Source organism: Goekera deserti, assembly GCF_010685995.1.
Taxonomy (GTDB): domain Bacteria; phylum Actinomycetota; class Actinomycetes; order Mycobacteriales; family Geodermatophilaceae; genus Goekera; species Goekera deserti.
This window is the reverse complement of record NZ_JAAGWK010000036.1, coordinates 23,296-42,066: the sequence shown is the minus strand read 5'-3', so window position 1 is coordinate 42,066 and position 18,771 is coordinate 23,296. Positions and strand designations below refer to the sequence as shown.

19 protein-coding genes are annotated in these 18,771 nt (G+C 76.0%); 3 read left to right on the top strand and 16 right to left on the bottom strand.

Annotated features, from left to right (window positions below):
• Window positions 1–27 precede the first annotated feature (27 nt).
• Genes G1H19_RS21305 through G1H19_RS21280 form a run of 6 tightly spaced genes read right to left on the bottom strand, consistent with a single transcriptional unit; the run spans window position 28 to window position 5,698 of the window.
• The gene (locus G1H19_RS21305) at window positions 28–816 is read right to left on the bottom strand and encodes a type III pantothenate kinase (protein ID WP_152729575.1); all 789 of its coding nucleotides are present in this window, start codon (window positions 814–816) and stop codon (window positions 28–30) included.
• The gene (gene nadC / locus G1H19_RS21300; RefSeq protein WP_202925904.1) at window positions 816–1,736 is read right to left on the bottom strand and encodes a carboxylating nicotinate-nucleotide diphosphorylase; all 921 of its coding nucleotides are present in this window, start codon (window positions 1,734–1,736) and stop codon (window positions 816–818) included. Before nadC ends, G1H19_RS21305 begins: the two co-directional genes overlap by 1 nt.
• Window positions 1,733–3,424 carry an L-aspartate oxidase gene (locus tag G1H19_RS21295; RefSeq protein ID WP_162392991.1) on the bottom strand — a complete coding sequence of 564 codons (1,692 nt, stop codon included), beginning with the start codon at window positions 3,422–3,424 and terminating at the stop codon, window positions 1,733–1,735. The genes nadC and G1H19_RS21295 overlap by 4 nt, the downstream gene beginning before the upstream one ends.
• Window positions 3,421–3,831: an aspartate 1-decarboxylase gene (gene panD / locus G1H19_RS21290; RefSeq protein WP_322099364.1), complete on the bottom strand. Its 411-nt coding sequence runs from the start codon at window positions 3,829–3,831 to the stop codon at window positions 3,421–3,423. The genes G1H19_RS21295 and panD overlap by 4 nt, the downstream gene beginning before the upstream one ends.
• A gap of 8 nt (window positions 3,832–3,839) precedes the next feature.
• Window positions 3,840–4,682, bottom strand: a complete 843-nt coding sequence (panC, locus tag G1H19_RS21285) for a pantoate--beta-alanine ligase (RefSeq protein ID WP_235928130.1) — start codon at window positions 4,680–4,682, stop codon at window positions 3,840–3,842.
• 5 nt (window positions 4,683–4,687) lie between these two features.
• Entirely contained in the window at window positions 4,688–5,698 is a 1,011-nt protein-coding gene (locus tag G1H19_RS21280; protein WP_152729573.1) for a Rossmann-like and DUF2520 domain-containing protein, read from the bottom strand.
• Window positions 5,699–6,050: 352 nt separating this feature from the next.
• Between G1H19_RS21280 and G1H19_RS21275 the strand changes: the two genes are divergently transcribed.
• Complete coding sequence (locus tag G1H19_RS21275) at window positions 6,051–6,794, top strand: SDR family oxidoreductase (protein WP_152729572.1); 744 nt, start codon at window positions 6,051–6,053, stop codon at window positions 6,792–6,794.
• 55 nt (window positions 6,795–6,849) lie between these two features.
• On the opposite strand, the gene G1H19_RS21270 is transcribed toward G1H19_RS21275, so the two are convergent.
• Window positions 6,850–9,015 (bottom strand): DUF6779 domain-containing protein, encoded by a 2,166-nt coding sequence (locus G1H19_RS21270; protein ID WP_152729571.1) that lies wholly within the window; start codon window positions 9,013–9,015, stop codon window positions 6,850–6,852.
• Between the two features lie 65 nt (window positions 9,016–9,080).
• Here G1H19_RS21270 and G1H19_RS21265 point away from each other — a divergent pair, with 65 nt between their 5' ends.
• Window positions 9,081–9,689, top strand: coding sequence for a DUF1684 domain-containing protein (locus G1H19_RS21265; RefSeq protein WP_152729570.1), 609 nt, complete (start codon window positions 9,081–9,083; stop codon window positions 9,687–9,689).
• A 106-nt stretch (window positions 9,690–9,795) separates the two neighbouring features.
• On the opposite strand, the gene G1H19_RS21260 is transcribed toward G1H19_RS21265, so the two are convergent.
• From G1H19_RS21260 to G1H19_RS21250, 3 genes are all read right to left on the bottom strand, one after another.
• Window positions 9,796–10,779 carry a glycine betaine ABC transporter substrate-binding protein gene (locus G1H19_RS21260; protein WP_235909581.1) on the bottom strand — a complete coding sequence of 328 codons (984 nt, stop codon included), beginning with the start codon at window positions 10,777–10,779 and terminating at the stop codon, window positions 9,796–9,798.
• 155 nt (window positions 10,780–10,934) lie between these two features.
• On the bottom strand, window positions 10,935–11,684 hold the full coding sequence (locus G1H19_RS21255; RefSeq protein WP_162392990.1) for an ABC transporter permease: 750 nt from the start codon (window positions 11,682–11,684) through the stop codon (window positions 10,935–10,937).
• Window positions 11,681–12,382 carry an ABC transporter permease gene (locus G1H19_RS21250; protein WP_235928129.1) on the bottom strand — a complete coding sequence of 234 codons (702 nt, stop codon included), beginning with the start codon at window positions 12,380–12,382 and terminating at the stop codon, window positions 11,681–11,683. Before G1H19_RS21250 ends, G1H19_RS21255 begins: the two co-directional genes overlap by 4 nt.
• Before the next feature lie 41 nt (window positions 12,383–12,423).
• On the opposite strand from G1H19_RS21250, the gene G1H19_RS21245 reads away from it, so the two are divergent.
• Window positions 12,424–13,626, top strand: coding sequence for an ABC transporter ATP-binding protein (locus G1H19_RS21245; RefSeq protein ID WP_235928128.1), 1,203 nt, complete (start codon window positions 12,424–12,426; stop codon window positions 13,624–13,626).
• Between the two features lie 159 nt (window positions 13,627–13,785).
• Here G1H19_RS21245 and G1H19_RS21240 read toward each other — a convergent pair whose 3' ends face one another.
• The 6 genes from G1H19_RS21240 to ftsH are packed head-to-tail and all read right to left on the bottom strand — an operon-like array spanning window position 13,786 to window position 18,729.
• Window positions 13,786–14,310 (bottom strand): DUF3180 domain-containing protein, encoded by a 525-nt coding sequence (locus G1H19_RS21240; protein WP_162392989.1) that lies wholly within the window; start codon window positions 14,308–14,310, stop codon window positions 13,786–13,788.
• The gene (gene folK, locus G1H19_RS21235) at window positions 14,307–14,825 is read right to left on the bottom strand and encodes a 2-amino-4-hydroxy-6-hydroxymethyldihydropteridine diphosphokinase (RefSeq protein WP_152729568.1); all 519 of its coding nucleotides are present in this window, start codon (window positions 14,823–14,825) and stop codon (window positions 14,307–14,309) included. The genes G1H19_RS21240 and folK overlap by 4 nt, the downstream gene beginning before the upstream one ends.
• Window positions 14,822–15,208 (bottom strand): dihydroneopterin aldolase, encoded by a 387-nt coding sequence (gene folB, locus G1H19_RS21230; protein ID WP_162392988.1) that lies wholly within the window; start codon window positions 15,206–15,208, stop codon window positions 14,822–14,824. The genes folK and folB overlap by 4 nt, the downstream gene beginning before the upstream one ends.
• Window positions 15,201–16,064, bottom strand: a complete 864-nt coding sequence (gene folP, locus G1H19_RS21225; protein WP_235928127.1) for a dihydropteroate synthase — start codon at window positions 16,062–16,064, stop codon at window positions 15,201–15,203. Before folP ends, folB begins: the two co-directional genes overlap by 8 nt.
• Window positions 16,061–16,720: a GTP cyclohydrolase I FolE gene (gene folE / locus G1H19_RS21220; RefSeq protein WP_152729567.1), complete on the bottom strand. Its 660-nt coding sequence runs from the start codon at window positions 16,718–16,720 to the stop codon at window positions 16,061–16,063. The genes folP and folE overlap by 4 nt, the downstream gene beginning before the upstream one ends.
• Window positions 16,717–18,729, bottom strand: coding sequence for an ATP-dependent zinc metalloprotease FtsH (gene ftsH, locus G1H19_RS21215; protein WP_152729566.1), 2,013 nt, complete (start codon window positions 18,727–18,729; stop codon window positions 16,717–16,719). Before ftsH ends, folE begins: the two co-directional genes overlap by 4 nt.
• Between the last annotated feature and the right edge of the window lie 42 nt (window positions 18,730–18,771).

Here is an 18,771-nt window from a genome sequence, read left to right as displayed (position 1 = left end):
CGCCGGGCGCGGTGCCGCGGGGGCCGGTCAGCGCCCGGCGTGGTGCCGGGCGAAGGCCAGCCGCAGGCCGTGCACGGTGAGGTCGGGCTCCCGCTCCCCGATCGAGCGGCAGCTGTCCACGACCAGTGGGGCCAGCCCGCCGGTGGCGACGACGACCGGGGCGGCGCCGAACTGGGCGACCAGCTCCGCCGCGATCCGGCCCACCAGCCCGTCGACCAGCCCGGCGAAGCCCAGCACCAGCCCGGACTGCAGGGCGGCCACGGTGTTCTTGCCGATCGCCTGGGCCGGGGTGGTGAGCTCCACCGAGCGCAGCTGCGCGGCCCGGTCGGTCAGCGCCTGCAGGCTCACCTCCACGCCGGGGGCCAGCGCGCCGCCGAGGAACTGCCCGTCCGGGCCGACGGCGTCGACGTTGGTGGACGTGCCGAAGTCGACGACGACGACCGGCCGGCCGGTGCCGTCGGGCCGGCGGCCGAACATCTCGTGCGCGGCCAGGGCGGTGACCACGCGGTCGGAGCCGACCTCGCGCGGGTTGTCCACGTGCAGCGGGACGCCGGTGCGCACGCCGGGGCCGATCAGCACCACCGGCAGGTCGAGGCGGGCCAGCAGCTGGCGCAGCGCCGGCAGCAGCGCGGGCACGGTGGAGCACGCCGCCACCGCGGTGACGTCGGCGTCGCGCAGCAGCCCGCGCCAGAGCAGCTGCAGCTCGTCGGCGGTGGCCCGGGCGTGGGTGGTCACCCGCCAGCAGCCGACCCGGCGGTCGCCGTCGAAGGTGGCCAGGACGGTCTGGCTGTTGCCGATGTCGACCGCGAGCAGCATCAGCCGGCCGCCCGCAGGTCCAGGGCGAGGTCGAGGATCGGCGCGGAGTGGGTGAGCGCCCCGACGGAGAGGAAGTCCACGCCGGTGGCGGCAACCTCGCGGGCGACGCCCAGCGTCAGCCCGCCGGTGGCCTCCAGCTCGGCCCGCCCGGCGACCACGGCCACCACCTCGCGGAGCACCGCGGGCGGCATGTTGTCGCAGAGCAGGAAGTCCGCGCCGGCCGCGACGGCCTCGGCCGCCTGCGCGACGGTGTCCACCTCCACCTGCACGGGGACCGACGGGGCGCACTCCCGCACCAGCGCGACGGCGTCGGCGACCGAGCCCGCGGCGGCGACGTGGTTGTCCTTGACCATCGCCACGTCGTAGAGGCCCATCCGCTTGTTCGATCCGCCCCCGCAGCGCACGGCGTACTTCTCCAGCGGCCGCAGGCCGGGGGTGGTCTTGCGGGTGTCCAGCACCACGGCCCCGGTGCCGGCGACCGCCTCGACCCAGGCGCGGGTGGCGGTGGCGATGCCGCTGGCCCGGCTGGCGATGTTGAGCGCGCTGCGCTCGGCGGCGAGCAGTGCCCGCACCGGCCCGCGCACGGTCAGCAGCACGTCGCCGGTGGCCACGGTGTCGCCGTCCCGGGCGCCGGCGGTGAGCGTGACGCCCGGTGCCAGCCGCTGGAACACCCGGGCGGCCACCGGCAGCCCGGCGACGACGCCGGGCGCCCGGGCCACCAGGTCGGCGGTGCCGAACCGGGTGGCCGCGATGGTCGCCGAGCTGGTGACGTCGTGCCGCACCGCCAGGTCGGGCGCGTGCGGCAGCGGCGGGCCGCCGGTGAGGTCCTCGGTGAGGGTGCGCTCGACCAGCTCGGTCACCCACGCCTCGGACAGGCCGGTGCCCTCCAGCGACGCCGGGTCGGCCGGAGTGCTGCTCACCACGGCTGCACCACCGGGACGCCGACCGGACGGCGGGTCAGCTCCGGCCCGTCCTCGCCCAGCCGGACGTCCAGGTGCACCCGCCAGTCCTCGACGGCGTCCGGGTGGTCGGCCCGCCAGTGGCAGCCGCGCGTCTCGGCCCGGGCGCTGGCGGCGACGGTGAGCGCGCTGGCCACGGCCAGCAGGTCGGTGGCCTCCCAGCTGGCCACCCCGGGGGTGGGCAGCGGGCCCCGGCCGACGGAGCTGCGCAGCCGGGCCAGCTCGTCGGTGGCCGCGGCGAGCCCCTCGGCGGTGCGCAGCGCCCCGACCCGGCCGGACATGGTGCCGGTGAGCTGGTCCCGCGCGCCGGGGTCCAGCAGGCCGTCCTGGTCGGGGCCGGGTGCGGCGGGCTCGCCGGCCAGCGGCAGCCCGGCGGCCAGCGCGGCCCCGATCCGCCCGGCGAACACCAGCCCCTCCAGCAGCGAGTTGGACGCCAGCCGGTTGGCCCCGTGCACGCCGGTGCAGGCCACCTCGCCGCAGGCGTACAGCCCGGGCAGGGTGGTGCGGCCGTCGAGGTCGGTGGCCAGCCCGCCGGAGGCGTAGTGCGCGGCAGGGGTCACCGGGACCAGGTCGGTGACCGGGTCGATGCCGGCCTCGCGGCAGCGGCCCACGATCGTCGGGAACCGCTGCGCCAGGTCGGGCACCGCCCGGGCGTCCAGGTGCACGTGGTCGACGCCGTCGCGCAGCTGCACGCGGGTGATGGCCTTGGCGACGACGTCGCGCGGGGCGAGGTCGGCCAGCGGGTGCACGTCGGTCATGAACCGCACGCCGTTCCGGTCCAGCAGCACGGCGCCCTCCCCGCGCAGTGCCTCGGAGACCAGCGGCTGCTGACCGCGCAGCCCGGCGCCCAGGTACAGCGAGGTGGGGTGGAACTGGACGAACTCCAGGTCGGTGGCGACCGCGCCGGCGCGCAGGCCCAGGGCGACGCCGTCCCCGGTGGACACCGAGGGGTTGGTGGTGGCGGCGTACACCTGGCCCATCCCGCCGGTGGCGAGCACGACGGCCCGGGAGCGCACCGCGCCCACCCCGTCGGCGGTGCCCTCGCCGAGCACGTGCAGCGTCACCCCGGCGGCGCGGCCGTCCACGGTGGTCAGCAGGTCCAGCACCATCGCGTGCTCGATCAGGGTGACGCCGGGGTCGGCGGTGACGGCGTCCTGCAGGGCGCGCTGCACCTCGGCGCCGGTGGCGTCCCCGCCGGCGTGCACGATCCGGTCGGCGTGGTGCCCGCCCTCACGGGTGAGCAGCAGGTGCCCGCGGTGGTCGCGGTCGAAGGCGGCGCCCCAGCAGATCAGCTGGTGCAGCCGCTCCGGGCCCTCGGTGACCAGCGCGTGCACCGCCGCCGGCTCGCACAGCCCGACCCCGGCCACCTCGGTGTCCCGGGCGTGGGCGGCCGCGGTGTCCCCGGCACCCAGGACCGCGGCGATCCCACCCTGCGCCCAGCGGGTCGAGCCGTCGTCCACCTGCACCTTGGTGACCACCGCGACCGACAGCCCCGCGGCGCGGGCGTGCAGCGCCACGCAGAGCCCGGCGACCCCGGAGCCGACCACGCACACGTCCGCGGTGAGCTCCCAGCCCGGCGCCGGCGCGGTGAGCCGCCGCGGCAGGGCGGCGCCCGCGGACGTCGGCGCGTCCGCGGTGCGGGTGCTCACCTCGACGCGGTGGTGTCGCCGCGTACCTGCCCGAGCACCCCGGGGGACGGCGCGGCCGGGTCGGCACCCAGCTCGACCACCCGGTTGGCGGCGTCGACGTGCACCACCCGGGGCAGCAGGCTCTTCGCGTCGGCGTCGTCGACCAGCCCGTAGCTGATCAGGATGACCAGGTCGCCGGGGTGCACCAGGTGGGCGGCGGCACCGTTGATGCCGATCACCCCGCTGCCGCGCTCCCCCGGGATCACGTAGGTCTCCAGCCGCGCGCCGTTGGTGACGTCGACGATGGCCACCTGCTCGCCGGCCAGCAGGTCGGCGGCGTCCATCAGGTCCTCGTCCACGGTGACCGAGCCGACGTAGTGCAGGTCGGCCTGCGTGACGGTGGCGCGGTGGATCTTCGACTTGAGCATGGTGCGCATCATCGGGGGTCTCCGAGGTCGATCGGGGCGTTGTCGAGCAGCCGGGTCGAACCGGCCCGGACGGCGACGAGCAGCCGGGCCGGGCCGCGGGCGGGGGCCGGGGCGAGGTCGGGGTCGGTGAGCTCCAGGTAGTCCGGCACCAGGCCGGGCTCGGCGGCCAGCACGGCGTGGGCGGCGGCGAGCACCGCGGCGGGACCCGCCGGGCCGGCTGCGGCCCCGGCGCGGAGCGCGGCCGAGACCACGGCGGCGGCGCGGCGCTGGTCGCCGGACAGGTAGCGGTTGCGGGAGGACAGCGCCATCCCGTCGGGCTCCCGCACGGTCGGCACCCCGACCACCTCGACGCCGAGGGCCAGCTCCCGGGCCATCGCCCGGATCAGTGTGAGCTGCTGGTAGTCCTTCTCCCCGAACACGGCGACGTCCGGCCGCACCAGGCCGAAGAGCTTCGCGACCACGGTGAGCACCCCGGCGAAGTGCCCGGGCCGGACGGCGCCCTCCAGCACCGAGCCGAGTGGGCCGGGGTCGACGCCCACGCCGAGTGCACCCGCGGGGTACACGTCGGCCACGCCGGGGTGGAACACCAGGTCGGCGCCCTCCTCGGCGAGGGCCGCCAGGTCGGCGTCCCAGGTACGGGGGTAGCGGTCGAAGTCCTCACCGGGGCCGAACTGGGTGGGGTTCACGAACACCGAGACGACCACGCTGCCCCCCCAGGCGCGGGCGGCGCGGACCAGCGTCCGGTGACCCTCGTGCAGGGCGCCCATCGTGGGCACCAGGACGACCGGGCCGGGCAGCGCGGCGCGGGCGGCGCGCAGGTCGGCGACCGTCTCGGCCACGGCGGGCAGCACCCCGATCACCGTGCGGCCCCGTTCTCCTGCGCCGCGGTGGCCAGCAGGTCCAGCAGCGGGGCGCCCTCGTGCGGCTTGAGCCGGCCCGCGGACAGCGCCCGCTGCGTGGTGCGCCGGGCCATGGCGACGTAGGAGTCCACCGCGGCCGGGGCCCGGTCGGTGAGCGTGACGACGTGGTCGTGCACCGTGCCGACGTCGCCGCGGCTGACCGGCCCGGTGAGGCCCTGGTCGCCGTGGCGCAGCGCGTTGTCCAGGGCGGCGGTGAGCAGCGGGCCGAGCACCCGCGCCGGGGACTGCACGCCGGCGGTGCGCAGCAGGTCGGCGGCCTCGGCGACCAGCGTGACCAGGTGGTTGGCGCCGCCCACCAGGGCCGCGTGGTAGAGCACCCGGTCGGGCTCGGCGACCCAGAACGGCTCGCCGCCCATCTCCAGCACGAGCATCTCGCCGACGGCGCGGTGCTCGGGCCGGCTGGTCACCCCGAACGGGGCGCCGACGAGCCGGTCGGCGTCCTCCGGCCGGCCGGCGAAGGTCATCGCCGGGTGCAGGGCGAGGCTGAGCACGCCGGCCCGCTCGGCCGGGGCCAGCACGGCGAGGCCGTGCGCCCCGGAGGTGTGGAAGACCAGCTGGCCGGCGCGCCAGCCGCCGGTCCCGGCCAGGCCGGCGACCAGCCCGGTCAGCGTGTCGTCGGGGACCGCGAGCACGACCAGGTCGCTCATCGCGACCACCTGGTCGGTGGGCAGCAGCGGGACACCGGGCAGCAGCCGGGCGGCGCGCTCGTGCGACCCGGCGGAGAGGCCGGCGGCGGCGACCACCTCGTGGCCGGCGGCGGCGAGGGCGGCACCGAGGACCGCACCGACGCGACCGGCGCCGACGACGCCGACGCGGAGCCGGGCGGGCGCGGAGTCCGCGGGGGGCAGCCCGGCGGGCAGGGGGCGGCGGACCGGGTCCGGGGGCAGGGCGGGGTCCGGGGGCAGGGCGGGGTACCGGGCGGGGTCCGGGGGCAGGGCGGGGTACATGGTGGTCACCTCTCGTTCCAGTCCCTCTCGGGTACCGGACTCGGGCGTTCCTCCGGTGCGACTGCGTCGTCGACCGGTCGTGCGGTGGTGGGGCGGTGCGTGTGCGGCCCGCCGCCTGCTGCAACCGGATGTGTCGCGCAGGTGTCGGGCTGGCAGCAAGTGTGTTGCCCGGTCCCCCGGCCCACAACGGGAGGGGCCTGTGTCCTCACTCACCCGCGGGACCCGGTCCCGCTCCGAGCCCGCTCCCGCCCGGCGATACGTTGACCCGACGGGCCGGCTCCGGCCCCCGGCAGCTGACTGCCGCGCAGCGAGGCGTGGCGGGCCCGATGACGTGGAGGACACCGTGGGCACCATGGACGGACGGACGGCGCTGGTCACCGGCGGGAGCCGCGGCATCGGGCTGGCCATCGCGCAGAGCCTGGTGGCGCGGGGCGCGCGCGTGGTGCTGACCGCGCGGAAGCCCGACGCGCTGGCCGAGGCCGTCGAGTCGCTCGGCGGCCCGGAGGTCGCCGTCGCCGTGCCGGGCAACGCCGGTGACGCCGAGCACCGCGCCGAGGCCGTGCGCACCGCGGTGGACACGTTCGGCAGCCTGGACATGCTGGTCGGCAACGTCGGCATCAACCCCACGTACGGGCCGCTGATGGAGACCCCGCTCGACGCCTACCGGAAGATCATGGACACCAACGTGGTGGCCAGCCTGGGCCTGGTGCAGGAGGCCTGGCGGGCGTGGATGGCCGAGCACGGCGGCTCGGTGCTGATCGTTGCGTCGGTCGCCGGCCTGAAGTCCTCGCTGGGCATCGGCGCCTACGGCACCAGCAAGGCCGCGCTGATCAACCTGACGACGCAGCTGGCCGTGGAGCTCGGGCCGACGGTGCGGGTGAACGCCGTGGCCCCCGCGGTGGTGAAGACCCGGTTCGCCGAGGCGCTGTTCACCGGTCGCGAGGAGGCGGTGGCGGCGCAGTACCCGGCCGGCCGGCTGGGCGTGCCCGCCGACGTCGGCGAGGCCGCCGCCTACCTGCTCGGGGACGACGCCGGCTGGGTCACCGGCCAGACCCTGGTCCTCGACGGCGGGGCCCTCTCCCAGGGCCCCATCTGAGAGAGGACCCCCTCGCAGGCTCGAAGTGCGTCGCGGGGAGGGGCGCGGTCCGTCCTCAGTCGCCCCGGAGCACCCGGGCCAGCACGTCGTCGTCGCCGTCGTCGTCGTCGCGGTGCCGGCGGCGGCGCCGGCCACCCGTGGAGACGCCGTTCTCGGCCAGGATCTGCGCCAGCCGCTGGTGGCCGCTGGGCTCCTCGACGTCGTCGAACGCCCCGGCGGGGGCCGGGGCCTCGTCGTACCCCGGCGCCTCGTACGCATGTCCCTCGTAGGCCGGTGTCTCGTACGCAGGTGTCTCGTACGCAGGCGCCTCGTACGCAGGCGCCTCGTAGGCGGGTGACGCGTACGCGGGTGTCGCGTAGGCGGGTGGCGCCGAGGACCGCGCGTCGTACGTCGGCGTCCCGCTGGCGGCGTCGTCGTCCCAGGGGGCCGCGGGCGGCAGGGCACCGGGCACCGGGGCGACGGCGTCGTCGTCCGGCTCGGGTGCCCGGCGGCGGTGCCGGCGCCCCTCGGCCGGTGCGGCCCGCCAGGGGTCGACCGGGGCGGGGTCCCACTCGACGGGCACCGGGACGTCGGGCTCCACGGGCGCCGGCGCGGGGACCGGCACCGCGGGTGCCGACTGCGGCCGGACCAGGCCGTGCGCGGGCTGCACCCCGGAGGGCGTGGGCTCTGCCGAGGGCGTCCGGGGCCACCGGGAGGCGCTGCTGCCGGCCGCAGGCCGCGGCGACGCCGGGCGCAGTGGTGCAGGCGTCGGCGCGACCGCCTGCGGGCCGGCCGCCGGCGCGTCGGACTGCGCCGCCGAGTGCTGGGCGGCCGGGGGCTGGGCGGCCGAGGGCTGGGCGGCCGAGGGCTGGGCGGCGTCCGGCTCGGCGGCCGCGGGCCGGGCGGCGGGCTGGGGTCCGACCGGGGCCTGCCCCGCGCCGGACCGCCTGCCCGGCACCGGCGACGCGGGGACCGGCTGTCCCGCAGCCGCCGGCTGGGCGGCCGGGCGCAGTGGCGAGGCGGGGGTGCGCGGGGCTCCGGCGGGCCGGGCGACCGGGGTGCCGTTGGCCCGCGGAGCGGCCGGCCGGTGGCTGCCGCGGGGGTCCGCCGGCGGGCGGGGGCCGTCGTCGGTGACCCGCGCACCACCCAGCGGGGCACGGCCGATCACCTCGGTCCGGGCGGGCGGCGCAGGGTCCTCGGCGGGCGGACCGTCGTCTGGCAGGGACGCACCGTCGTCCCCGGCGCGGTCGGGGTCGTGGGACCGGTCGGCGGCGTGGGCCGGTGCGCCGCCGGCCGCGGCCCGGCCACCGGCCGCGGGGCCGCCGGGCACGGGCTCCTCGGACGGGTCCAGCTGCTCGGTCCGCTGGTCGTCCTGCCAGCGCTCGTCCCAGGCGGTGGAGCCGGCGAGCACGGTGCCGCTGCCCTCCAGCGAGGGCCGGTCGGCCGGCATCCGGATCGACTGGGTCCGCATGACGATCCGCTCGACCAGCATCTCCCCGGAGAGCTGCTCGGTGAGCTCGGCCCGCATCCGGGACATGTCCTGCCGGAGGTCCGAGCGCAGCGCGGAGAGGTCCTGCAGCTCCCCGCGCAGCTGGGCCAGCGAGGACAGGTCGCGGCGCATCGCCTCGACCTCGCTGCGCATCGCCTCCTGCGCCTCGCGCCGCAGCTGGTTCTCCAGCCGCAGCTCGTACTCCCGGCGGGCGGCGACCTCGCGCTCCAGCTCCAGGTCGTAGGAGTGCCGCAGCTCCTGCTCGCGGCCGGCGGCGACGATCTGGTCCGCCCGCCGGCTGCCCGCCGCCAGCAGCGCGATGGCGAAGGCCCAGGCGACGCCGAGCACGGCCAGCCGCAGGTACAGCGGGTCCTCGGTGATGAAGGCGGCCAGGCTCGCACCGATCGCGAGCACCACGCCGAGGGCCAGGGCGGCGACCCGCAGCGAGGGTGAGCGCGCCCCACCCGGACCGGGGTCGGCCGCCGGTGCGGCGATGCGCGACTCGGGCACCCGCGAGCCGGTCGCCGGCGCGTCCTCGGCACGCGGCTCCGGGGCGGGCTCGTCCAGTGGCGGGGACCCTGCGCCCGGGGGCACGGCCGCCGGCGGCCAGGCAGCCGGCGGACCGGCGGCCCAGGGCTGCTGCACCCAGGGCCCGGGGGTCAGCGCCTCGGTCGGCGGGGCACCGGCAGGCGGCCACGGACCGGAGGACTCGTCCACCGGTCCCCCGGTCGTCTCGTCCCGACGCCCGGCCATGACGCTCAGCGTAGAGGCTGTGACTGCCCGGGCCGGTCCGGTGGCGGGCGTGCCACAGTGGCCGGATGTCCCTCACCCTGCTCGACTGGCGACGCCGGGTCGCCGGCCTCTACGCCGCGGCGCGCGCGGCGACCGATCCCGAGGCCGGGTGGCGCACCTGGCGGGACGGCCGGGACGAGCTGTTCGCCGGCCACCCGGACTCCCCGCTGGGCGAGCAGGCGCGGGCGTCGTTCACCGGCCTGCCGGTCGCGCCGTACGACCCGGCGCTGCGCTTCGACGCCGTCCTGGACACCGCCCTGCCGCCGACCCGGGTGGAGCTGCCCACCGCCGACGACGGCGTGGTGGTCCTGCGGCGGTCCGGCCGGGTCGCCCTCGGCGCGCTGGGCACGGTGGACGTGTGGTGGCTGGGCGGGTACGGCGGCGGGCTGTTCCTGCCGCTGCGGGACGGCAGCGCCGGCCGCGGCACCTACGGCGGCGGGCGATACGTGCTGGACACCGTGAAGGGCGCCGACCTCGGCGCGACCACCACCCGGCTGGTGGTCGACCTGAACTTCGCCTACCACCCGTCGTGCACCTACGACCCGCGCTGGTCGTGCCCGCTGGCCCCGGAGGGCAACCGGACCGACGCCGTCGTCGCCGCCGGGGAGCAACTGCCGCCCGGCGGGTGGTACTGACGCAGCGAGGCGGGCACCCGGGGTGCCCGCCTCGCTCGGCTCGAACGGCTGGCTGCAGGGCCCGGCGCCGCGCGGAGCGTGGCGTGGGGGCAGCCGGGTCCTCTCGCTACTGGGCGAAGGCCGGGTCGGTGCTGTTGGACAGGCCGAGGGAGACCACGCCCTGCTTCACCGCGTTGTTGATGTTCGGGCCCAGCTCCAGGGACTCGACGCTGGCGAAGGAGAGGCCGTAGGTCTGCTCCAGGCCGACCTGGCACAGCGGCCGGGTCTCGCACTCCGGCGTGCCGCCGAGGACCAGGGAGCCGTCCGAGCACGCCTCGGCCAGCTCGGAGAGCGTGGTGATGCCACCCAGCGCGTCCTGCAGGGTGGTGGTGATGGCGAACGCGTTGGCGTCGACGGCGTCGGCGGGGGTGCCGAAGGACAGGCCGGCAGCCTGGCCCAGCGTGGTGAGCTCGACCAGGGTCGCCTGCAGGTCGGCGGTGGCCACGGCGGTGTCCGGGTTGCCCTCGAGGTACTCGGTCAGCGTGCCGACGTACTCGGGGAACAGCTGGAACTCACCGCGCTGCAGCGCCGGCAGGTAGCCCTCGCGGGCACCGACGGTCTGCACGGTGGCGGTGAAGCCGGCCGCGTTCAGCGCACCGGCGTAGACCGCCGCCAGGATCTGGCTCTCGGTGAAGCTGGCCGCCCCGACGGTGACCGCGCCGCTGCCGGTGACACCGGACCCCAGGTCGTTCTCGGTCACGTACTCCGCGGCCACGTCGGCGACGCTGCGCCGCTCGTTGTCCACGGCGGAGTTCAGCCCGATCAGGTCCTCGGTGGTGAGCACGGCCGAGACCGTGTCCAGCGCGTCCAGGGCGGTCGGGTTCGCGGAGGCGTACGCCGCGTTGGCGGTCGGGATGACGTTCTCCGCGGGCTGCAGGCCCTTGTCGTCCTCGAGCGGGACGAGCTGGTCACCGGGGACCGGGGCGCACGCGTCGCCGGAGGCGGTGCCGCCCGAACCGGTGCCGCCGCCGCTGTCGGAGGACCCGGAGTCACCGCACGCGGTGAGGGCGATCGCGGCGACCGCGAGGATGCTGATGTGTCGGGCACGCATGCGCATGGCATCCGCCTTCTGTGTCCCGTGCGGCCGCTTCTGGCCGCAACGCGTGTCTGGCGGGACGTTCCCGCGGTGGCCCACTGAACCTCCCCCTCCCGCAACACGCAACGCATCAGGCACAGTGTTGCCAGCTCGTTACCGAGTGCCCGGCGTCACACTCGCAGGCCGCTGACCTGCACACTCCCGCTCGTGACGACGTCCTCGCCCACCGGGCGGACGCTCGCTGCCCGCCGGAACGGCAGCTCCCGGGCACCCGGGGTGACCAGCCAGCCGACCACCGACAGCAGCAGCTCGGTGGCCATCGCCAGCCCGGCGACGAGCAGCGCCCCGGCGATGATGATCCCGTTGTCCTGCCGGGCGAAGCCGATCCGGATGACCTGGCCGAGCGTCCCGCCGCCGAGCAGCGCGGCCAGCGTGGCGGTGGCCACCACCTGCACCGCGGAGGTGCGGATGCCGGTGAGCATCATCGGCGTGGCCAGCGGGAGCTCCACCCGGAACACGATCTGCCGGCCGCTCATCCCCATGGCGCGGGCGGCCTCGACGACGTCCCGGTCGACGCCGCGGAAGCCGACGTAGGTGTTGGCCAGGATCGGCGGGACGGCGAAGATCGCCAGCGCGATGACCGGCGCCCAGATGGTGAAGCCGATCGAGGTGACCGCGAAGATCGCCAGGATGGCCAGCGTCGGCACGGCGCGGGAGATGTTGACCAGCCCGACGGTGAAGCCGCCGCCGGTGCCGCGGTGGCCGAGCACCGCCGCCAGCGGGACGGCGATCAGCAGCGCGACGGCCATGGCCAGCAGCGAGATGCGCAGGTGGTCCCCGAGCAGGTCGAGGATCCCGTTGGGCCGCGACCAGTTCAGCGGGTCGTTGAGGTAGACGAAGGCGTCGCGGAAGGCGTTCACGCGGCGGCCCGGGTGCGGTTCCAGGGGCTCAGCACCCGCTCGGTCAGGGCCAGCAGCTGGTCGGCGACCAGGGCCAGCAGCACGCAGGCCAGGGTGCCGAACACGATCGGCGGGCGGTAGTAGTTGGCGCTGAAGCCGTTGACGATGATGATCTGCCCCAGCCCGCCCTGCCCGACCAGCACGCCCACGGTGACCAGCGCGATCGTGGACACGGTGGCGATCCGCAGCCCGGCGATGATCGAGGGCAGCGCCAGCGGGACCTCCACGGTGAACAGCAGCCGGGCCGAGCCGTAGCCCATGCCGCGGGCCGCCTCGCGCACCTCGTCCGGCACCGCCTGCAGGCCGGCCAGGAAGTTGCGCACCAGCACGACGAGCGAGTAGAGCACCAGCCCGACGATCACCGTCCGCTCGGTCAGCCCGGTGTAGGGCGACAGGAACGCGAACATCGCCAGCGACGGGATCGTGTAGATCAGCGTGGACAGCCCCAGCACCGGCGCGGCGAGGTACCGGCTGCGCCGCGCGAGGAGCGTCAGCGGGAAGGCCAGCAGCGTCCCGATGGCCACCGAGACCAGGGTCAGCCGCACGTGCTGCTCGAGCAGGGGCATGATGACCGACCAGTTGTCCACCACCCATGACGAGCTGAACCACGGGTTCGGCCCGGCATCGACGGCCAGCACGGCACCGCCCGCTCCGGTCACGACTGCGCCCACGACTGGGCGCCCAGCAGGAAGGTCACACCGTGGACGCTACTGCCCCCCGCGCCGAGCAGGTCCTCGCGGACACCGGCGGAGCCGAGCCGATCCGCATGCAGGGCGTCAGCAAGGTCTACCCCGACGGCACCGTCGGGGTGCAGGAACTGGACCTCACCTTCGCGGCCGGTGAGCTCACGGTGCTGGTCGGTCCGTCCGGCTGCGGCAAGACGACGACCATGAAGATGATCAACCGGATCATCGAGCCGAGCACCGGCCGGATCCTGCTGGGCGAGGACGACGTGACCCGCGTCGACCCGAACCTGCTGCGCCGCCGGATCGGCTACGTCATCCAGAACGTGGGCCTGTTCCCGCACCAGGACGTGCGCGCCAACGTGGGCACCGTGCCCCGGCTGCTCGGCTGGGACAAGAAGCGCACCCGGGAGCGGGTCGACGAGCTGCTCGCCGTCGTCGGCCTGGACCCGGCCACCTTCGGCAGGCGGTACCCCCACCAGCTCTCCGGCGGCCAGCGCCAGCGGGCCGGCGTCGCCCGGGCGCTGGCCGCCGACCCGACGGTGCTGCTGATGGACGAGCCGTTCTCCGCCGTCGACCCGGTGGTGCGCGAGCGGCTGCAGACGGAGTTCCTGCGCATCCAGGACACCGTGCGCAAGACGATCGTCTTCGTCACCCACGACATCGAGGAGGCCGTGCGCCTCGGGGACCGGATCGCGGTGATGAGCGAGGGCGGGAAGGTCGAGCAGTTCGCCAGCCCCGCCGAGCTCCTCGGCCGCCCGGCCAGCCCGTTCGTCGCCGACTTCGTCGGGTCCGACCGCGGGCTCAAGCGGCTGGCGGTGACCGGCATCGACGCCGCCGACCTGGAGCACCCCCCGGTGGTCCGGGTGGACGACGACCTGGCCGCCGCCCGAGCCGCCATGCAGGGCGCCGGGGCCCGCTGGGCCGTGGTGCTCGGCCCGGACGACGAGCTGCACGGCTGGATCTCCCAGGAGCGGGCCGAGGGCTCGGGGACGGTGGGGGCCGCGGGCAAGCGGATGGAGGCGTGGGTGCCTCACGACGCCACGCTGAAGACCGCCTTCGCCCAGATGCTGCAGCTGGAGGCCGGCTGGGTCGCCGTGCTGGACGGCAGCCGGTTCCTGGGCGTGCTCACCCCGGAGTCGCTGCACGCGGCGCTGCGCCGCTCGGTCGAGGGCACCGCGCCGGAGACCGCCGGCGCCGCGCTGACCACCGTCGGCTGACGCCCCTCCCCCGCCGGGGTGGCTGGGCGGACCCGGCGCCGGCAGCGTCGATCAGCTGAGCTGATCACCGTCGCGCCGGGCTCACCAACGTTGGTGAGCCGGGACGGACGGTGGTGAGCCCGGTGGGCCCGCCCGTCCGCACCCCGGCGGTCGGGGCCGTCAGTCCGGGACGCGGCAGATGCGTTCCAGGTACAGCGCCGAGGCCGCGAGCGCGAGCGCCAGGACGGCGCCGACCACCGCGGTGCGGGCGTCGCCCGGCGCGGCCGCCAGCCGGCTCAGCTCGGACACCGTGTGCAGCAGCACGCCCAACCACAGGCCGGCGATGGCGGCGGCGGTCACCGCGCTGGCCTGGGCGAGCACCGCCAGCCGGGCCACCAGCATCGGCTCGACCCGGCGGGCCAGCGGCGCCGGTCCGCCGGCCGCCGCCGTGCGGGCAGCGGCCTCGCTCCCCCGGGCGGCGGACGCCTCGCCCCGGGCCGCACCCCGGGCGGCACGCTCCTCGGCCAGCCGCTGGGACAGCGTGCGCGCGCCCAGCGCCTCGGCCACCGCGAGCGCGCCCACCGGCACCGGCAGCCACCAGTCCAGCGCGGGCAGGTCGCCGTAGAACCGGCGCACCAGCAGCCAGCTCAGCAGCGCGACGACCGCCCCCAGGGCCACCAGCTCCCGCCGGCGCAGCGGCTTCACGCCAGGTGGTCCCAGCCGACGACCCCGGCGACGTCCTCAGGGGGCAGCGCGGCCAGCAGGTCGGCCACCGGCCCGTGCCCGGGCAGCACGGCCCGCGGGTCCAGGCTCAGCCACGGCACCAGCACGAACGCCCGCTCGTGCGCCCGCGGGTGCGGCAGGGTCAGCTCCGGTGCGTCGCTGAGCACCGGCGTGCCGTCGGCGGCGGTGACGGTGACCAGGTCGACGTCCAGCGTGCGCGGGCCGAAGCGCACGTCCCGGGTGCGGCCGGCGGCGTCCTCCAGCTCGTGCGCCCGGGCCAGCCAGCCTGCGGCGTCGCGCTCCCCGACGACGACGGCGACCGCGTTGAGGTACGGCGGCTGCTCGACCGGGCCCCAGGGCGGGGTCTCGTAGAGCGTGGACCGGGCGACCAGCCCGTCCCCGGCGAGCTCGGTCAGCGCCGCGCGCAGGGTCGCCGCCCGGTCGCCGAGGTTCGCGCCGAGGGAGAGCACCACCCGGGTCCGGCCCGGACCGGTCATCGCCCGCCCGTCCCGTCACCCGAGGCCCGCTCGCGCCGGATGGACACGGTGACGTCGTCGGCGGGCACGCCGAGGTCGGCGTCCGGCTTGTGCACGGTGATCTGCACGGCGTCCACCAGCGGCGAGGCGAGACAGACGTCGGCCAGCCGCTGGGCGAGGGTCTCGATCAGGTCCACCGGCTCCCCGGTGAGCACCGCGTGCAGCTGCTGGGCGAGCTCCGCGTAGTTGACCGTCTCCTGCAGGTCGTCGGTGGCGGCGGCCGGCGCGGTGTCCACGTCGAGCACGGCGTCGACCCGGAAGGTCTGGCCCTGCTCGCGCTCGAAGCCGTAGACGCCGTGGTGGGCGTGGGCGGTGATGCCGCGGACGGCGATCTGGTCAGGCACGGTCTCTCCTCTGCTCGGCACGGGCGGCCCGGACGGCGGCGACGGTGCGCACGGCGTCGACGGACGGGCCGGCGTCGTGCACCCGCACGCCCCAGACACCCGCCTGGGCGGCCAGCACGGTGGTGGCCAGGGTGGCGGCGTCCCGCTCGTCGGCGGGACGCGGGGTGCCGTCGGGGGCGGCGAGCAGCCGGCCGAGGAAGCTCTTGCGGGAGGCGCCGAGCAGCACCGGCAGCCCGAGGGCCACCATCCGGTCCAGCCCGGCGATCAGCGACCAGTTGTGTGCCGCGCCCTTGGCGAAGCCGAGCCCGGGGTCGAGCACGATCTGCTCCGGCGCCACCCCGGCCGCGACGACGTCCTCCACGCGGGCGGTCAGCTCGGCGCAGACCTCGGTGACCACGTCGCCGTAGTGCGCGGCGGCCTGCATCTCCCGGCTGTGGCCGCGCCAGTGCATGAGCACCCACGGCACGCCGGCCTCGGCGACCAGCGGGGCCATGCCGGCGTCGGCCAGCCCGCCGCTGACGTCGTTGACCAGCACGGCACCGGCCTCCAGTGCCGCCGCGGCCACCTCGGCCCGGGTGGTGTCCACGCTGACCCGGACACCGGCGGCGACCAGCTCGCTGACCACCGGCAGCACCCGGCGGCACTCCTCGCCCGCGGCGACCCGGTCGGCGCCGGGCCGGGTCGACTCCCCGCCCACGTCGACGTAGTCGGCGCCCGCCGCGGTCATCGCCAGCCCGTGCGCCACCGCGGAGGCGGTGTCGGCGAAGCAGCCGCCGTCGGAGAACGAGTCGGGCGTGACGTTGAGGACGCCCATCACCACGCAGCGGCCCGGCCACGGCAGCAGCGAGGGGGTCACCGCCCGAGGATGAGGCTCATCGCCTCCGCACGCGTCGCGACGTCCTCGCGGAAGACGCCGCGCACGGCCGACGTCATGGTGCGGGCGCCGGGCTTGCGGATGCCGCGCGAGGCCATGCACAGGTGCTCGGCCTCGATGACGACGATGACCCCGCGGGGCTTGAGCACCTCGTCCATCGCGTCGGCGATCTGGGTGGTCATCCGCTCCTGCACCTGGGGACGGCGCGCGTACACCTCGACCAGCCGGGCGAGCTTGGACAGGCCGGTGACCCGGCCGTCGACGCCCGGCACGTAGCCGATGTGCGCCACGCCGTGGAAGGGCACCAGGTGGTGCTCGCAGGTGGAGTACATGGCGATGTCCTTGACCAGCACCAGCTCGTCGTGGTGCTCGTCGAAGGTGGTGGAGAGGATGTCCAGCGGGTCCTGGCGCAGGCCGGCGAACAGCTCGCCGTAGGCCCGGGCCACCCGCGCCGGGGTGTCCAGCAGGCCGGGGCGGTCCGGGTCCTCCCCCACGGCCAGCAGCAGCTCGCGGACGGCGGCCTCGGCGCGGGGGGCGTCGATCCCGTCGGTCGCGGTGCGGTCGCGGGACGTGCCGGCGACGATGGGGCCGACGTCGGAGCCGGCCCGGTCGCTGGTGGTGCTGGCGCCGCGGCTCATCGCTGCGACGCCGGGGCGTTGACGTCGCCGACCGCGGTGGCCCCGTGGCCGGTCCCGTGGTGGCCGTTGCCGTTGCCGGCGTAGGCGCCGTTGGCCCCGGCGCGCTCGGCCGGGGTGAGCACCGGCGGCTGGTCGGACGGCGCCCGCTTGCCGAAGCCGTTGTACGGCGCCAGGTTGGGCCGCTTCACCACGCCGGCGCAGATGCGCGCCATGTCCTCGCGGCTCAGCGTCTCCTTCTCCAGCAGTTCCAGCACCAGCTGGTCGAGCACCGGCCGGTACTCCACCAGGATCTCCCAGGCCTCGTCGTGGGCCAGCTCGATCAGCGCGCGCACCTCGGCGTCGATGTCCGCGGCCACGGCGTCGGAGTAGTCCGGCCGCGAGCCCATGTCCCGGCCGAGGAACGGCTCGGAGTCGGTGCTGCCGTACTTGACCGCGCCCAGCTTGGCGCTCATGCCGTACTGGGTGACCATCGAGCGGGCCATCGCGGTGGCCTTCTCGATGTCGTTGCCCGCACCGGTGGTGGGCTCGTGGTAGACGAGCTCCTCCGCGGCCCGGCCACCCAGGGCGTAGGCGAGCGTGTCGATCATCTCCGAGCGGGTCTGGGTGTACTTGTCCTCGGTGGGCAGCACGAGCGTGTGCCCCAGGGACCGCCCACGCGGCATGATCGTGACCTTGTGCACCGGGTCCAGGTTGGGCAACGCGTGGGCGACCAGGGCGTGACCGCTCTCGTGGTAGGCGGTCACCTTCTTCTCCTTGTCGCTCATGGCGCGCGTCTTGCGCTCGGGGCCGGCGGTGACCCGGTCGATCGCCTCCTCCAGGGCGGCGTCGGTGATCGCCGTGCCGTTGTGCCGGGCGGTGAGCAGCGCCGCCTCGTTGAGCACGTTGGCGAGGTCCGCGCCGGTGAAGCCGGGTGTGCGCCGGGCGACCGTGTCCAGGTCGACCTCCGGGGCCAGCGGCTTGCCGGTGGCGTGCACCCGCAGTACGGCCTTGCGGCCCTCCAGGTCGGGGCGGTCGACGGCGATCTGCCGGTCGAAGCGGCCGGGCCGCAGCAGCGCCGGGTCCAGGATGTCGGGCCGGTTGGTGGCGGCGATGAGGATGACCCCGCCACGGACGTCGAAGCCGTCCATCTCCACCAGCATCTGGTTCAGCGTCTGCTCGCGCTCGTCGTGCCCGCCGCCCATGCCGGCGCCGCGGTGCCGGCCGACGGCGTCGATCTCGTCGATGAAGATGATCGCCGGGGCGTTGGTCTTGGCCTGCTCGAAGAGGTCGCGGACCCGGCTGGCGCCGACGCCGACGAACATCTCCACGAAGTCCGAGCCGGAGATCGAGTAGAACGGCACCCCGGCCTCGCCGGCGACGGCCCGCGCGAGCAGCGTCTTGCCGGTCCCGGGCGGGCCGAACAGCAGCACGCCCTTGGGGATCTTCGCGCCGATGGCCTGGAACTTGGCCGGCTCCTGCAGGAACTCCTTGATCTCGTGGAGCTCCTCGATGGCCTCGTCGGCACCGGCCACGTCGGCGAAGGTGGTCTTCGGGGTGTCCTTGCTGACCACCTTGGCCTTGCTCTTGCCGAAGGCCATCACGCCGCGGCCCCCGCCCTGCATGGAGCTGAACAGCCAGAACATCAGCCCGAGCAGCAGCAGGATGGGCAGGAAGCTCAGCAGCACGCTGAGCAGCACGCTCTCCTCGGTGACGTTCGTGTCGAAGGACAGGCCGTTGCCCTCGGCGTCCCGGACGAGGTCGAAGACCTGCTCGGAGGCACCCACCGGGTAGGAGGCGGTGATCTTCTGGTTGCCGTCGACCGCCTGGGACAGGTCCAGGTCGAGCGTCTGTTCCTTGTCGTTGATCGTCGCCGACGTGACGTTGCCGTCGGCCAGCTGCGCCAGCGCGGTGGAGGTGGAGACCTGCTCGTAGCCCCCGTTGCCCCCGATGTTGGAGAGCGCGACGGCGGCGAGGACCGCGACGAACACGACCCAGAGCCAGGGGCTGCGGAAGAGCTTCTTACGGTCCATACACAGATGCCGGGCTGGGGAGCGCGTGCCCCGCCTGCCCGT

What these genes read in the sequence shown, in the direction of transcription:
- G1H19_RS21305 (WP_152729575.1), bottom strand. Translation starts at nt 816, where the DNA reads ATGCTGCTCGCGGTCGACATCGGCAACAGCCAGACCGTCCTGGCCACC.
- panD (WP_322099364.1), bottom strand. Translation starts at nt 3,831, where the DNA reads ATGCTCAAGTCGAAGATCCACCGCGCCACCGTCACGCAGGCCGACCTG.
- G1H19_RS21280 (WP_152729573.1), bottom strand. Translation starts at nt 5,698, where the DNA reads ATGTACCCCGCCCTGCCCCCGGACCCCGCCCGGTACCCCGCCCTGCCC.
- G1H19_RS21275 (WP_152729572.1), top strand. Translation starts at nt 6,051, where the DNA reads ATGGACGGACGGACGGCGCTGGTCACCGGCGGGAGCCGCGGCATCGGG.
- G1H19_RS21270 (WP_152729571.1), bottom strand. Translation starts at nt 9,015, where the DNA reads ATGGCCGGGCGTCGGGACGAGACGACCGGGGGACCGGTGGACGAGTCC.
- G1H19_RS21265 (WP_152729570.1), top strand. Translation starts at nt 9,081, where the DNA reads ATGTCCCTCACCCTGCTCGACTGGCGACGCCGGGTCGCCGGCCTCTAC.
- G1H19_RS21260 (WP_235909581.1), bottom strand. Translation starts at nt 10,779, where the DNA reads ATGCGTGCCCGACACATCAGCATCCTCGCGGTCGCCGCGATCGCCCTC.
- folK (WP_152729568.1), bottom strand. Translation starts at nt 14,825, where the DNA reads ATGACCGGTCCGGGCCGGACCCGGGTGGTGCTCTCCCTCGGCGCGAAC.
- folE (WP_152729567.1), bottom strand. Translation starts at nt 16,720, where the DNA reads ATGAGCCGCGGCGCCAGCACCACCAGCGACCGGGCCGGCTCCGACGTC.
- ftsH (WP_152729566.1), bottom strand. Translation starts at nt 18,729, where the DNA reads ATGGACCGTAAGAAGCTCTTCCGCAGCCCCTGGCTCTGGGTCGTGTTC.